The organism is Niallia circulans (assembly GCF_007273535.1).
Lineage (GTDB): Bacteria > Bacillota > Bacilli > Bacillales > Cytobacillaceae > Niallia > Niallia circulans_B.
Genome location: NZ_RIBP01000004.1, coordinates 68,596 through 84,075 on the forward strand (window position 1 = coordinate 68,596; position 15,480 = coordinate 84,075).

The following is a 15,480-nucleotide window of genomic DNA, read 5'->3' on the forward strand; positions in this document are numbered from 1 at the left end:
ATATATATTCACATGCTCCATATACGACGAGAATAAGCTCCTGCTGAAATAACCCTCCAAAAACAAATGAACAGGTTGTTCATCTGTTTTTGGATACTAATTTTATTTTTTTGCAGCAGGCAAAACACCTGCTTCTTTCAATATCACCTTCACTTGTTCCCGTTTCTCTTGCCTTAGCGGTGTTGATGGAGGCAGTACATATGTTGAAATGTTCAAACCACACAGCTTTATCGCCTCTTTGATTACATTTACAAATGGACTGTCAAGCTTGTATAGCTGCGGGAGGATGGCTAGTTGTTTGTATAGGGAGGCGGCTTCTGTTATGTCGCCATCTATGTAGGAACGATAAATACCAACAGACAATTGTGGCGCAAAGTTGCCGCTTGCAGAAATTGTGCCGTCTCCGCCAAGCTGGAGGGTGTTTAACAGGTGATCATCATAGCCGCATAAAACGGAAAACTGCGGGTGCTTACCTTTTACTTGCAGAATCATATCCCGAATATGACCAATAGAATCAACCGTTTCCTTTATCCCAACAATATGAGGGTACTTATCGACAAGACGGGCCACAAATTCAGGGCTCAAGTCTTGACCAGTAAGATTCGGAAAATTATAGAGAAGAATCGGCAGGTCAACTGCTTCTGCAATATCACTAAAATAGCCAAAGAGATTGTCATCAGTCAAGCTCCAATAATAAGGGTTTATTACCATAACTCCGTCAGCGCCAATTTTTTGAGCATGCTTGCTTAAATCCACCGCTTCCCGTGCATTCGTACTGCCTGTTCCAATCAATACAGGTACTCTTTTATTCACATAACCGACGGCAAACTCTGCTGTTTCCTGCCTTTCCTCTGTGGACATTTGACTGAATTCACCACCGGTTCCGAGAAACAATAAGCCATTCACACCAGCGTCGATTAGCTTGTCAATTAATTGCCCCATCTCCACTTCACTAAGCATTCCCTCCTTATCAAAAATCGTTGATACCGGGGGAATGATTCCACTGAATTTGTTCATTTCGTAATCCTCCTTCTCCGCTTGAATGTTCTCAGTCAAGAATAATCAAAACTGATAATGTAGTTTGATTATAACAGTGTTTTTTTCACAATGTAAACACTTACATTCCAATCAAAAAGAAACAAGCACGAATTAAAAACTCACACTTGTTTCGTATTTTATATATAACTATTATGCCTTTATATCCTTTAAAAACTGATGAACTGCTTCCTCTTTTGTTGCCCAAGAGGTTACTAAACGGATTGTCGATTTATCTGCATCAAATTTACTCCAAACGATAAAAGCATAATTGTTTTGCAGCTTTTGGATTAGTTCATTAGGCAAAATCGGGAAAATTTGATTTGTCGGAGAGTCAATCAGAAATTCAATCTTCTCCTTTTGCAGGCCATCTCGTAAAAGACCAGCCATCTTGTTCGCATGTTTGGCCAATTCAAAGAATAAATCATCACGGAATAGCTCTAAGAACTGAATGCCAAGTAATCTGCCTTTTGCAAGCAATGCACCTTTTTGCTTAATATGATAGCGGAAATCCGCTTTTAAATCTTCACGAACAATGACTAGCGCTTCCCCAAGCAAAGCACCGTTTTTCGTGCCGCCAATGTAAAAGGCATCAACAAGTTTAGGTAAATCACTTAATTGAAGGTCATTGCTGTCAGCACATAATGCAGACCCTAGTCTAGCTCCATCCAAAAACAGCAGCAGATTATGATTGGCACAGAAGCTCTTTAATTCTGCCAGCTCGCTTTTTTGATAGATAGAGCCTATTTCTGTTGAATTAGATATGTATACAAGCTTTGGCTTGACCATATGTTCATCCGTATGTTCATCAAGCACCTGCTCGATATGAGCTGGTGTCAGCTTGCCATCCTCTGTGTCAATTGTGACAACCTTATGACCTGTCGCCTCAATTGCTCCTGTTTCATGAACAAATATATGACCGCTTGTTGCTGCAATTGCAGCCTCATGTGGTCTTAAAAAAGCTGAAATCGCTGTTAGATTTGTTTGCGTACCACCAGAAAGCAAATGAATATCTACATCTGTATTCTCCATTTTTTCTTTTATTAGGTTAATTGCTTGCGTTGTGTAGCTATCCTCCCCATAACCTGCTTCCTGGACAAGATTTGTTTCAATTAATCCTTGCAGGATCCTCGGGTGAGCCCCTTCACTGTAATCATTTTTAAAGCTGTACATCTTATGCCTCCAGTCTGGCAACAAAAAAAGTTGCCTTTAAAAAAATAGTACCTGTACTAATTATATTCGTTTTACTAAATAAAAAAAATCCCATTTTTCAAATGGGATTTTTTTAAAAGTTATACCGCAAGCTCATCTTCACGCTTCTTAGCTGCTTGCTTTTTCGATGGAAGCTTATTTGCAGCTAATGTTATCAGAAATGCTACTAGAAGCGGCACAACCATGGCAATGATAAAACCGGTAATGTTATTAGATAGGAATGGTGCTGTAAAGGATGGAACATACGCTGTTCCTCGTACATTGAATAAGCCGACAAGTGCACCGCCAATACCCGCTGAAACAAGTGCTCCGCCAAAGACAATTTTATTAGAAAACATAAAAGGGTAGGCCGATTCAACAAATGTCCCAAATCCCATATTGATTAAAAATCCTGGTGCAGCAACAGCACTTTCGCCTCTGTCTCTTGGTGCAATGATGTTTGCAAGATTAATTCCTGCTGCTACCATAACTAAGCCGACCATATCTACAGCTCCCAAAAAGCTGTTGCCTGTTTTCTCCATTTCAAGCAGAACAATCGGCAGGATGGCCGCATGATAAACGCCGCCTAAAATCGCCGGCCATATGAGCACACCTGCAAGTACGCCTGCAAGGATTGGATTAAATGCTACCGTTTGCTCAATTATCTCTTTAATTAAGTTTCCGGCTTGCAGGGCAACAGGTCCAATTAAATAGTAAACAATTAATCCTGAAATAAGTCCTGATAAACCACCGCTGACAATATTCACCGTTGTAATCGGGAACTTCCATTCGATACATTTGCGGAAGAAGAATTGCACGAGTATACCTGCAGCAATTCCTCCGATGATTCCGCCGATGATTCCGCCTTGCACAGATAATACTCCGGCAATAACGCCCGCAATAATGGATACTTCATCCAATTCAGAAACTTGTTTAGCTGCAATAACCGCCAGCATAACTGGCAAGGCATTAATCATTAAATCAAAAATATCACTTAAGCCTTTTAATGCTGGTATTTGGCTGACCGCAAGAATAAGAGCCATCGCAATAAAGCCAGGCAAAGACGAAACCATGATGCCTCTTATATTAATATTTTTCCACGGGGCTGTATTTGTTGGCTGAGCCTTTTCGTATGAGCCGATGATTGGGTTGAATTTTATGTTCCAATGCTTGCACAGGGAGGATACGAATGAAATGGCTCTTGTTCTGCTTGTTGATCCTGTCGTTCCAGAGGACGAAATAACATTTGCCCCCATTGAAGTCATTGCAGCCATAGAGGTTCCTCCTGTGCCGACAATCGGCACCTTTCTCTCAATGGCAGCAGCCAATGTCTCCTTGTTAACAGCTTTCGTGTCAGCACTCATCGCAATAATGCCGTCCACTTCCCCATTTCTTATACTGTCTGCAATCATTTGATCAAGCTTTGCTGCTTCAAGATTGACCTCTTGTAAAGTTGCCTCAAACAGAGGAAGCACCGCATTCTCCTTATAGCCGTATATTGCGGCGGCTGTATTATTTTTGGCCGTATCCATTGATTCCTTCGCAGCGATAAATTGAATATTTTCCACATTCAATCCAGCTGCTTGCGCTTGCTTTAATATTTCTTCCAATAGCTGTACTGGTTTAGCACCGCCGAGATTAAACAGATTACCGCCGCTGCTGCCAATAATGACAATATTCTTCAATGCCTATCATCCCTTTTATTAGTGTATGTATAAATTAACTTTTCTTTAGTTTGGTAGTTTGGTAAAGTGCTACCATACTAAAATAACATACATAATTTAAATTCTCTAGTTATTTTTTGATAATTTAGAAGTTTTTAAAATTCACAAAAGAGACATAACTTGTACATCTTCAAGTCAACAAGTAAATATAAAATTAAACTTGTAAGAGAATATAGTTTGGAGGGGTTATTATTGACGACAAATTGTTTAAGTTATTGTTTATGTGCTAGGTGTTTCTTATGAGTAACCTCACAGCCAGTATTCTTTCAGGACTAGTCATTTTTTTAACCGCTTATTTAGTAAAAAAAAATTGAATTTAAAAAGCATAACTTCAGCAAATGGAAGCTATTGGATACGGATTTCAATCGGATTATTCCTGTTGTTACTGCAGCAGTCACACTTTCCTTTTTTGTTAAATAACCATATATAAAAAGAGCCTGTCACTTTCTACCAGAAGAGTGACAGGCTTGCTTTTATAGTTTATACAACATTGCTCCGCTAACTAAAAGCACGGAACCTAATAATAAAAAGTTAAAAATGCTTGTAGCTGTATCTGGCAGGCTGTTGCCTGTTTGCCCATTTTTGTGCTCATCTTGCACTTGTTTATTATCATCATTTTTTTCTGCTTCTTGTTTTGGTTCCTCTTCTTTTACAGGCGTTTCACTGCCTCCCTCTTCATCTGCAGGCATTTCCTCCTGCTCAGAAGACTCTTCTCCTTGATCGCCTTGTGCAGGTGGCGGTGTTTGTTCCTCCTCTTCAACAGCTTCCTCGTAATCAGCGGTCTTCACGAATGAGAAATCATCCAAGCTTCCCCAAGCCCCAGCGTTCGCTTGAATGCTTGCACCGATTGTAACCGTTCCATCTAGTATAAGGATATCGCTGATTTTTGGATTTGCCCAAATATTCCATCCGGTAACATTAGTTGGCTCATCATATTGTTTATCACTCGCTTTTACATACAGCTGCATGTTGGCAGCAGCTGCATCTCCGCCTTGAATAAACATCGAAGCATCATAATAGCCTGGGGACAGTCCTGTGATTGTCTGTTCAACTGTAAAATCCACACTTTCTGCTGAATAGAAATGCAAAGAATGCTCGCCAGATTTCGCATCAGAGGCATTTTTCAAAAAGTCTGCATGTGGTGTTAGACTATTTGGATAGTGAATAGTCCACATGCTTTTGTCTTCCTCTTCAAAGCTAGCATTCTGTACATAGTTTTCTGGTTTAATAGTCAGGTTTGCTTTAACCGTCATTCCGTTTTCCACTGTGCCATTTATGACATACTTACCTATTCCTGCTTGGATTGCTGCATTTAATGAATTTTCATCCCAAGTAACAGCAACCGCTCCTTCTGTGCCGTCATTATAAACAGCTGTTACAGTTTCCGGGAGCTTAATTGCTTCCCCAGCTGCTGCCTCGATTGTAACCTCTGTCAACTTTTCGATTTTTAACGGCGCAACTGCTCCCGTATTCACATAGTTAAATACATTTAACGAAGCAAGCGGTTTTCCGTTAAAGTCGAATAACGCCTGGTTATCGACTGCACTTCCGCCGAACCATGCCCCGGCATCATGAGGATCATATTCTGCAGCATAGCTTGATGCCCAGCCAGAGCCATACCTCTCCCAAATCGCTTTATTTTGTGCTAAATTCCCCGGTGTACCGACTGGAATCCAGGCTGGCTCCCAATAAAACACACCAATGCCCGCATCACCAACATCGGCGACAGCCTTGATGACATCCCTGACTGCTGTTGCTTGTCCTTGAACAGTGACAGGATAATTTAATGTTTGCCCAGAGCTTTTTGGCGCAGTATTTTCATGGCCATCTCCATCATCACCTGTATATGTATACGATGTTTCTGCCACCATCACTTTTTTACCGTACGTGTCTGCGACATTTTTCAAAACAGATGTTAAGTTGCTTAATGTTCCATGCCAAAACGGATAGTAGGAGCTTGCAAATACATCATAATCTACCTTGTTATCGTCAAGTGTTTTTGCGATTGATGCATAGCGGCCCGCTGTTTCTGGATTTGTGAAATGCAATGCTGTCAGGATGTTTGAATCAACTTCCTTAATTGCCCTGCTTCCTTCCTTAAAGAGCTCAGACATTTTTGCCCAGTCCTTTTCTCCAACGAATCCACCGTTCGTTTCATTGCCAACCTGGACCATGCCAATATCAATGCCTTCGTTAAGCAATGCTTGCAGACTGTCCCTCGTATACGAGTACAGCGCCTTTTTCTTGTCTTCAAAGCTCAAGCTGGCCCATGCTTTTGGGGCTTGCTGTTTAGCAGGATCTGCCCAGAAATCGGAATAATGGAAGTCTACTAGCAGCTTCATTCCATGCGCTGTTGCCCTTTTTCCGATTTCCTTTGCCTTATCCAAATCATTCGTTCCGCCGCCATAGCCGTTCCCGTTTGTATCATACGGGTCGTTCCAGATGCGGACACGCACATAATTTACGCCCGAATCAGCTAATGTCTTAAAAATATCCTGTTCTTGACCTGCATGATTGTAATACTTCACGCCACTGTTTTCTTGGGAAATAATACTCGAAATATCGACACCTTTAATAAAATCATCTGTTAGTCCATCGACTTTTTCAACGAAAATATCACTTTGCACTGGTTGATCTGAACCATCCACCTTTACAAGTGAAACACTATCCAAATAACCCCATGCATTCGGCTCGCCTGAAATTTCAGCACCGAATTCAAAGTTAGCTGTGTCCTGAGACAGCTCAAACGTCAAAGTTTGCGTTTCCCAGTTATTATATCCTTTTGTGGCAGTTTGACCTGTTTTACTTGATCCAGCGAACAGCATAAGCTGTCCAGCTTCTTTATCTGCTCCACCCATTGCTTTTACTGTTAATTCATACTTTCCAGCAGGAAGCGTTTCAACTGCCTGCTTCACTGTAAAGGTTTGTTTGCTTGCTGTGTCCTTCACCCAAAATCTCAGTGCATGCTGACCTTCAGCAGGGCTTATCCATTCATCTGATGCATAAGCAAAATGCTGCACCTCTACCTCACTATCATCTAAATTTGCAAAGCTCCAAGAACCGTCTGTCCAAAAGTCCGTTTCCATTCCGCCATTAGCTGCATAGCTGTTGTCTGCTGCTTTTGTGTATGTCGGCAGCAGACTTATCATTACTATTAATACAGATAACAAAGAAAGTATTTTCTTCGATTTACCACACTTCTTGTTCATCAATATCACCCTCTAATACGTAAATTTTCACAAAAAAAAAGAGAATCCGAGTTACAGCGCAGTGCTTAATACAGTCATTTTTTAAAATGATGCATGATACTCCTTGCTGTTCTCGCATTCTCTTGCTAATCATTAGCCTATTGCTTTCTCTACTATTCTCACTTCATACTTATCTAGCTTTATGCTGCCATGAAGCTGCTCGCCAGTTATAACATCCGTTACTTCACTGCCAAGGACAAGTGGCTGCGTTTCTTCTGTAAAGTTCATAATAAAGAGATATTCTTTGCCTTCCTCTTGTCTTGCTTGAACAGATACTCCGAGCCCATGTGTTATAGCATAATCTGGCTTTAATGACAGCTCTTCGATAAGCTTGCCGTAAAAAGCACGATGGAACTCTTCATCTAATCGGCCGCCAATATAATATGCTTTTCCACCCTCATAAGCATTGCTTGTTACCGCTGCTGTGTCTGCATAAAAATCTTCTTTGTAAACACCCTTCACATTAGCTGAGGCAATATTCAATACTGTCGCATAATCCTTCAGTACATAATCCTTACCATCGTAATGGACAATATTAGCATCATTCGGATAAAGCGTATCTGTCTCAACTGGATTTATGCCGAAAACGTCTTGCAGATCCTTGTGCCAGCCTCCCATATAAGTTAAATCATGCTCATTCACAATTCCGCTTATATAAGTCATGATTAATGTACCGCCATTTGCCACATATTCCTTTAAGCGGGCAATTGTCTCTTCACTTGCTAAATAGAGCATCGGCACAATCAGCAGACGATATTTAGAGAAATCATTTTCCTTTGTAATCACATCAACTGGAACATCCTGCTCCCAGAATGTGCGATAATGCTGCTGCAATGTTTGCGGATATTGCTTTGAGTCTAATCCGTAGCCTTGCGCATCATTCAGCGCCCAGTTATTTTCCCAATCATACAGGATGGCTGTATCAGCCGCACGGTTCGTACCGACAATATCAGTCAGCTTCTCCAGTGTTGTACCGACTTTGGCAACTTCCTGGAACACCCGATTATCCGGACTGTTGTCATGATCCACAACAGCGCCGTGGAATTTCTCTGACGACCCGCGCGATTTCCGCCACTGGAAGTATAAAACGCTGTCAGAACCATGTGCAACCATCTGCATGGAAGAAAGCAAATGCATGCCTGGACGTTTCGCTTTATTGACTTTATGCCAGTTAACAGCACTTGGAGTCGACTCCATCAGCAAAAACGGCTGCTCCTTCAAGCTGCGGAATAAATCATTGATGAAGCCTACCTTCACCGCTAAATCTGCAGTCGATTCCCAGTCATTATGCCACGCAGGATAGGCATCCCAGCTGATTACATCAACGTGACGTGCAAACTTGCTGTAATCAAGGCTTTGGAATGGAATTAAATCAAACGTATCTGCCATCAGGTTTGTCGTAATCGGAATGTCTGGTGAAATCTCTTTAATTGGGACAATTTCATTCTCAAAAAAGTCAATCGTCTGGTCTGTCACAAACCTGCGCCAATCCAAGTTTAAGCCGTGGACTGCATTCTCCCCAATCGGAGAAGGAGATTCAATTTGGGACCAGTCTGTGTAAGTGTGGCTCCAAAACGGTCCCCACCAAGCATCATTGACAGCCTTTAAGCTATTGTCATACTTCTTCTTCAGCCAGTTGCGAAAAGCTTCCTGACATGTATCACAGTGACATTCTCCGCCATATTCATTGGAAATATGCCACATAAGCAGCGCAGGATGACTGCTATATCTTTCAGCAAGCAATCTGTTAATCTGCTGTGTTTTTTCTCTATACACACTTGATGAGAAGCAATGATTATGGCGTCCGCCATGCAGCTGCTTCCTTCTTTTTCCATCAACACGCAGCACCTCAGGGTATTTCTGTGACAGCCATGCAGGTCTTGCACCACTTGGAGTTGCCAAAATTACTTTGCCGCCAATGCTATGAATTCTTTCAATCACGTCATCAAGCCATTCAAAATGGTAGACACCTTCCTCTGGTTCAAGGGCGCTCCATGCAAATATCCCAAGTGAGAAAGTATTTGTATGGGATAGCTGCATCAGCTTAATGTCATCTGCTAAAATGTCTGGACGGTCCAGCCACTGATCTGGGTTATAATCGCCGCCATGCAGCATAAATTTAGCATCTGTAACAAATGTCTTCTCTTTGTTTGCCATAAAAGTCTCCTTTTTGTTTCCTTATTTTTAGTTAACCTTTCGTTCCACCTGCAGTCAGACCTGATACAAAGTTCTTTTGCAGCAGAATGAAGATAATCGCAATCGGGATACTTATCAGAATCGCTCCAGCAGCAAATGTAGTATAGCTTGCACCCATTACTTCATTAACAAGATTGTATAACCCAATTGGCAATGTGTAGGATTCAGGTGTACGCAGGATTGTTGATGATAACACGAAATCCCCTAACGGTCCGGTGAATCCATTCATAGCTACAACAGCAATCATCGGTCTTGATAGTGGCATGAGAATCTGCCAAAAAATCCTTGTATTGCTTGCACCATCAATTTTGGCACTTTCATCAAGATCCATCGGTATGGAATCCATATACCCCTTCATTAAATACGTATTCATTGGGATTTGTCCGCCAATGTATAACAAAATCAAGAGCCAATGGCTGTTCATAAGTCCAAGCAGCTGTGCCAAAACAAACAGGGCAATCAGTGCAGAGAACTGTGGAATCATTTGCAGCAGCAAAAATACAGTTAGTGCATTTTTTCTGCCTTTAAAACGGAAACGGGAAAACGCATATGCTGTGAATGACACGCTAATGACCGTTCCAATCATCGTAAATATGCTGATTTTCAGTGAGTTCATGTACCAATTAGCATATTGTAAACTCTCTTTGCCTGCGAACAGCTCTTTATAATGATCCAACGTCGGATTGCTCGGAATAATGGACGTACTGATCAGGCTGTTGCCTGGATTAAAGCTTGCTCCGACTGTCCAAAGCAATGGATATATGATAATAACTGTCATAAAAGCCAAGATGCAATAGGAGACAAGGAGCCGTAGGAATTTTTTTTGCTTCATATTTGTCTTCATCTCTTATGCTCCTTCTTTAAACGAATTTGTGCGTCTAAACTGCCATAGTGCGATCGCAATAACAAATACAGACAGCAGTATGGTCAATGCCGCAGCCAAGGAATATTGACTTGATTGCATTGTCAGCTTATAAATCCATGACACTAGAATATCCGTTCCTCCTGCTGTGGAACCTGGCACCGCAGGACCTCCACCATTAAATAGATAGATAATGTTGAAGTTATTAAAGTTGAACGTAAACTGTGTAATGATAATTGGAGCCATCGCAATCAATATCATCGGCATGGTAATATGCTTAAATTTAGCGAAAATACTTGCACCATCAATGGTAGCTGCTTCATATAAATCGTCAGGAATAGACTGCAGCACTCCTGTTGTTACAAGGAATATATAAGGAAAACCAAGCCAGCCTTGCATCAGAATCAATGCGAGCTTTGACCAGCCAGCATCTGTCATCCATGGAACAGGTCCGATTCCTAATGCTGCTAATATATCGTTGTTGATTGCCCCAAAGCTGTCATTAAAAAGCCCGGCAAAAATAAGAATCGTTACAAACCCAGGCACTGCCCAAGGCAATACAAGGATTGTACGGAAAAACTTCTTAAAGCGAATTTCCTTTTGGTTAACAAGAACCGCCAGCCCAATACCAACACTGACCTGCACAGAAGATGCCACAAGTGTCCATACGACTGTCCATGCAAGTACATCAAAAAATGTAGAACGCCAAATGTCGACTGTGAAAATTTCAGCAAATGTTTTTAAACCAACCCAATCGGTTAAATGTGCTGGTGGGGAGTGGTATAGATCATAGTTCGTAAATGCTAAGGCAAAACTGAATAAAATGGGGAAAATGACAGCGAAAATTAAAATGAACAAGGAAGGACCACTCACAAGATATGGATAGCCTTGTGCAATCAAATTATGATACTGGTCTTTTAAGGAGCTTAAGTCCATGTTTTCATCACGTAATTTTCCATTTTTGTAGGCATCCTTCAGGTTGAAGTAATAAATTGCCAATCCAAAACTTGTTACGATGATGGCAATGATGCCTTCTGCTAAAAGGAAAATGGAGTTATCACGCGGCACCTCTGTTCCTAATGTGAATATGCCCCAAAAACCCATATTGAGCAAATCTCCAAATACTAAAAAGAACATAATGCCTATTAAAAGTAACAATAATCCTTTAACCCATTGTTTGTTATAAAACTGTCCCACTCCGGGAATAATTGATAGAATAAGAGCTTTATTGCGATGTTGCACCTTTTTTCACCCCTTGAGTATTCGACTTTATGTAGTGAGCCGGAATTATGCAGTGCCAAACATTTCATGTTTGGCACTAGCCTTTTGTTTAGTTGCCGCTATGCTTCGCTTCAATCTGTCCTTTAACTGTCTCAACTGCCTGTTTTAGTGCATCTTTAGGCTCTGCTTTGCCTGTTGCAATTGTTTGCAGCGCAGCATCAACTGGTGTCCAAACTTCATTCATTTCTGGGATATTCGGTGTAAGCTCAGAGAATTGTGATTGTTCTGCAACTGCTTTAGCTACTTCACTTTCTTTCACAGCTGGATCATCTGCCAATGCCTGAACAGCTGGCACTTCTTGTGTCAGTTCAAATCTTGTTTTGGAATTTTCTTCATTCGTCAAATATACGGCAAGCTTTTCAGCAAGTTCTGCATTTTGTGAGTATGAGCTGACGTTATAGCTTTTCACTCCAATAAATGCACTCATGTTTTTACCGTTTGCAAGCTCAGGCAATTTTACAACACCATAGTTAATTCCTGCTTTTTTAAATGGCTCAACATTCCAAGGCCCGGAAATAATTGCTGCTGCCTTCCCTTCTGTAAACAAGGATTCTAGCACGTTGATTCCTTGTTCACCGATAATTCCTGCTGGGAATAATCCTTCTTTATAAAACTTTTGGATGGATTCTGCACCTTCCAATGCACCTGCACTGTTCAAACCAATGTCCTCTGGATTATAGGCACCGCTTTCATCTTTACCGAAAATATAACCGCCATAGCCGCTCATCACACTTTGCGCGTAATAAATTTGGTCAAATAAAGCAAGGAAGCCGTATTTGTCGCCAGATGTATTTTGCTTCGAATATTCATACCATTCATCTAAAGTTTTTGGCAGCTTATCCTCAGAAATCAGGTCTTTATTATAGTACAGAACTGTTGTTTCAACTGCTTTTGGCAAGCCGTATACCTTTCCATCAACCAGCTGTGACTGAAGCGCTGCTTCTGTATAAATAGATTGAGTGCTGTCATCAACAGCAAGCTCTTTAATCAATCCCTCTGTTACTGCTGTTCCAATTTGGTCACCTGCCATTGTTAAAACATCTGGTCCAGTTCCTGCTGGACCATCTAACCGCAAGTCCTCAATTTGCTTTGCATATGGTTTTTCGACTATTTTAACTGTGACATCATTTTCTTCCTCAAACTTTGCTACAATGTCTTTAATGCCTGCTGATTTTTCAATATCTTCCCAGACTAATAGATCATAGTCTTTATTAGAGGAAGCCTTCTGGCCGCTTGAGCCTCCGCTTTCGTCAGGTCCGCAGGCCGCTAGTGATAAAGTTAAGGCAAGGCCGCCTATTAGGCTGAAATACTTTTGGAACTTTTTCATATATGGGACATCCTTTCCAATAGTTATCCTATTTGTAAGTTTATTGGTGAAAGCGTTTCACTAAAATTAATATAGCACCAGCAACAAAATATGTAAACAACTAATTTACTTTATTAAGTAAATAATTTTACGAAACTATTTTTCTACACAAAAAACGACACTCTTTTCAAGTGTCGTTTCCTGTTAATTTGTACTTCTCCTAACAATAAGCTCTGAGCCAAGATATAATGTTTTCACAATTTTTCTTTTTTCAAGAACTCTTTCAAGCAATAAGGCGATGGCGTTTTTGCATATCTCCTTCATATCAATATGAAAGGTTGTTAATGGAGGCGATATGTATTTTGCAATACTTATATTATTTATACTGACAACACTCACCCTGCTTGGTATCGATATCCCATGCTCATTTAGTGCCTGCAGACTCCCAACAGCAATTGGATCAGCTGCTGTAAAGAAGGCTGTCGGCATGTCATCTCCTAGCTTTTGAATTGCTCTTGACATTAGTGTATAACCATTTTCCACCGAAAATCCTCTGCGGCAAAAAATGTACTTTTCATTAAGCAATCCTCTTTCCTGCATGATTTCACGGAACATTTTTTCTCTTATGTCCATTTCGTCTTCATCAGTATTGGGATTATGATAAGTCCCGCTTATTAAACCAATTTCTTTATGGCCTTTTTCCATCAGAAAATCGATTGTTTTTTTGGTGATTTGCGCCAAATCAGGACGAACGGAGTCATAGTGATCAGAATCAGGTGTAGTGTCAATAAACACTCCATTCGGTGTTATCCCTCTTAAATATGCTAATTCGGAATCAGAGAAAGAGCCGACTGCAATAAATCCTTCTATTGTATCTGGAATACTGTCGATTCCTTCTGATATTTTATATGTAGACATTTCCACATTTGCTTTTTTTGCTGACTTTTCAATTTCAAGCCTCATATCCTTGAAATAAATATCTTCTAGCTCCTCTGTATCAGTTAACCAATATAAGAAAGCAATATTTTTCACAAGTGGCCTAACAGTCTTTTTGCGGTAATTAAGCTTTTCTGCCACTTCGTAAATTTTCTCTCTCGTTTCATCCGGTACAGATAAGTTTTTATCATTATTTAAAACGCGCGAAACGGTTGAAACGGAAAATCCCGATTCTTCTGCAATATCTTTAATGGTAGCCATCATTTACCTCCATGCTATTATCATTGACCATTTTTCTGTTATGTAATGAAATAAATATTATCGTATTAAAACAAGTAAATTTTTTTACTTATTATTTACTAAATTATATTAAATATTGATTGTGATGTAAACTCTTTTTTAAAAACACACGAATTATTAAATTTAAGATGATTTTTATTGCGTCCCTTGAAAATTAGTAGTAATCTGAACATAGACTTAATTAAATTAATTAACAAAGTGAAAATACAGTCTAAAACAGGAGGCTATTATGAATACAAATTTTCCTTTACTCGAAACATTTCAGTCGATTTTTCATACAGATGTGAAGCCACGGACGTTTTTTGCACCAGGCAGAATTAACCTGATTGGTGAACATACCGATTATAACGGCGGTCACGTCTTCCCTGCTTCTATTTCTTATGGAACATATGCCTTGGCAACAAAACGCAATGATTCTAAGTTTCGTTTTTATTCTGCGAACTTTTCTGAGAGCGGTATCATTGAAGTTGATTCAGCCTCATTAGAATACAAAAGGTCCGATGATTGGGCGAATTATCCGAAAGGAATGATTCTTCATTTACAAAAGGCTGGCTATACAATCGATTCAGGTGCAGATATCTTATTCTATGGAAATATTCCTAATGGTGCCGGACTATCCTCCTCTGCTTCTATCGAGCTGGTAACAGGCGTCCTTCTTCAAGGGCTTTTTGACCTCTCTATTGAAAGGATACCAATGATTCAGCTTGGTCAAAAGGTTGAAAATGAATACATTGGTGTTAACAGCGGAATCATGGACCAGTTTGCAATCGGAATGGGCAAAAAGGATGCTGCTATTCTGCTAAACTGCCAAACATTAGAATATAAATACGCACCAATTCAGTTAGCAAACCATGTTATTATGATTATCAATACAAATAAGCAGCGCACCCTTGCCGGTTCGAAATATAATGAACGCCGTTCGCAATGTGAAGCCGCATTGAGTGATTTGCAGTCAGAGCTTAAGATTGAAAGTTTAGGTGAATTAACACCAGAGGATTTCGAGAAGGCGCAGCATCTTATTAAAGATCCTATTAATCAAAAACGCGCTAAACACGCTGTCTATGAAAATGCGCGAACATTGGAAGCGCTCTCCGAACTAAATAACGGTAATTTAACTAGATTCGGTGAGCTCATGAACCAATCACACACAAGCCTTAAAGACGATTACGAAGTAACTGGTATAGAGCTGGATACAATTGTCGAAGCTGCCTGGGCGCAACCTGGAGTAATCGGTGCCCGTATGACTGGTGCTGGGTTTGGCGGTTGTGCGATTGCCATTGTGGAAAAGGATAAACACGAGGACTTCAAAAAGAATATTAATGACATCTATAAGGAAAAGATTGGCTATGAGGCTTCCTTTTACACAGCAGCTATTGGTGATGGAGCAAAAGAACTTTAAAA

The 15,480-nt window shown here is 40.4% G+C and carries 10 protein-coding genes; 1 reads left to right on the forward strand and 9 read right to left on the reverse strand.

What is annotated here, in order from left to right; translation table 11 throughout:
- Positions 1-102 precede the first annotated feature (102 nt).
- From CEQ21_RS08315 to CEQ21_RS08355, 9 genes are all read right to left on the reverse strand, one after another.
- The gene (locus CEQ21_RS08315; protein ID WP_185764207.1) at positions 103-1,017 is read right to left on the reverse strand and encodes a dihydrodipicolinate synthase family protein; all 915 of its coding nucleotides are present in this window, start codon (positions 1,015-1,017) and stop codon (positions 103-105) included.
- 171 nt (positions 1,018-1,188) lie between these two features.
- On the reverse strand, positions 1,189-2,208 hold the full coding sequence (locus CEQ21_RS08320) for a threonine aldolase family protein (RefSeq protein WP_185764208.1): 1,020 nt from the start codon (positions 2,206-2,208) through the stop codon (positions 1,189-1,191).
- 119 nt (positions 2,209-2,327) lie between these two features.
- Complete coding sequence (locus CEQ21_RS08325) at positions 2,328-3,911, reverse strand: PTS sugar transporter (RefSeq protein ID WP_185764209.1); 1,584 nt, start codon at positions 3,909-3,911, stop codon at positions 2,328-2,330.
- 512 nt (positions 3,912-4,423) lie between these two features.
- Entirely contained in the window at positions 4,424-7,159 is a 2,736-nt protein-coding gene (locus tag CEQ21_RS08330; RefSeq protein WP_185764210.1) for a glycosyl hydrolase 53 family protein, read from the reverse strand.
- A gap of 132 nt (positions 7,160-7,291) precedes the next feature.
- Positions 7,292-9,355, reverse strand: coding sequence for a beta-galactosidase (locus tag CEQ21_RS08335; RefSeq protein ID WP_235907225.1), 2,064 nt, complete (start codon positions 9,353-9,355; stop codon positions 7,292-7,294).
- 31 nt (positions 9,356-9,386) lie between these two features.
- On the reverse strand, positions 9,387-10,238 hold the full coding sequence (locus CEQ21_RS08340) for a sugar ABC transporter permease (protein WP_185764211.1): 852 nt from the start codon (positions 10,236-10,238) through the stop codon (positions 9,387-9,389).
- Positions 10,239-10,241: 3 nt separating this feature from the next.
- Complete coding sequence (locus tag CEQ21_RS08345; RefSeq protein WP_185764212.1) at positions 10,242-11,498, reverse strand: carbohydrate ABC transporter permease; 1,257 nt, start codon at positions 11,496-11,498, stop codon at positions 10,242-10,244.
- 88 nt (positions 11,499-11,586) lie between these two features.
- Positions 11,587-12,864 carry a sugar ABC transporter substrate-binding protein gene (locus CEQ21_RS08350; RefSeq protein ID WP_185764213.1) on the reverse strand — a complete coding sequence of 426 codons (1,278 nt, stop codon included), beginning with the start codon at positions 12,862-12,864 and terminating at the stop codon, positions 11,587-11,589.
- A 183-nt stretch (positions 12,865-13,047) separates the two neighbouring features.
- Positions 13,048-14,040 (reverse strand): LacI family DNA-binding transcriptional regulator, encoded by a 993-nt coding sequence (locus CEQ21_RS08355; RefSeq protein ID WP_185767197.1) that lies wholly within the window; start codon positions 14,038-14,040, stop codon positions 13,048-13,050.
- 268 nt (positions 14,041-14,308) lie between these two features.
- On the opposite strand from CEQ21_RS08355, the gene CEQ21_RS08360 reads away from it, so the two are divergent.
- Positions 14,309-15,478 carry a galactokinase gene (locus tag CEQ21_RS08360; protein ID WP_185764214.1) on the forward strand — a complete coding sequence of 390 codons (1,170 nt, stop codon included), beginning with the start codon at positions 14,309-14,311 and terminating at the stop codon, positions 15,476-15,478.
- Positions 15,479-15,480: the final 2 nt, after the last annotated feature.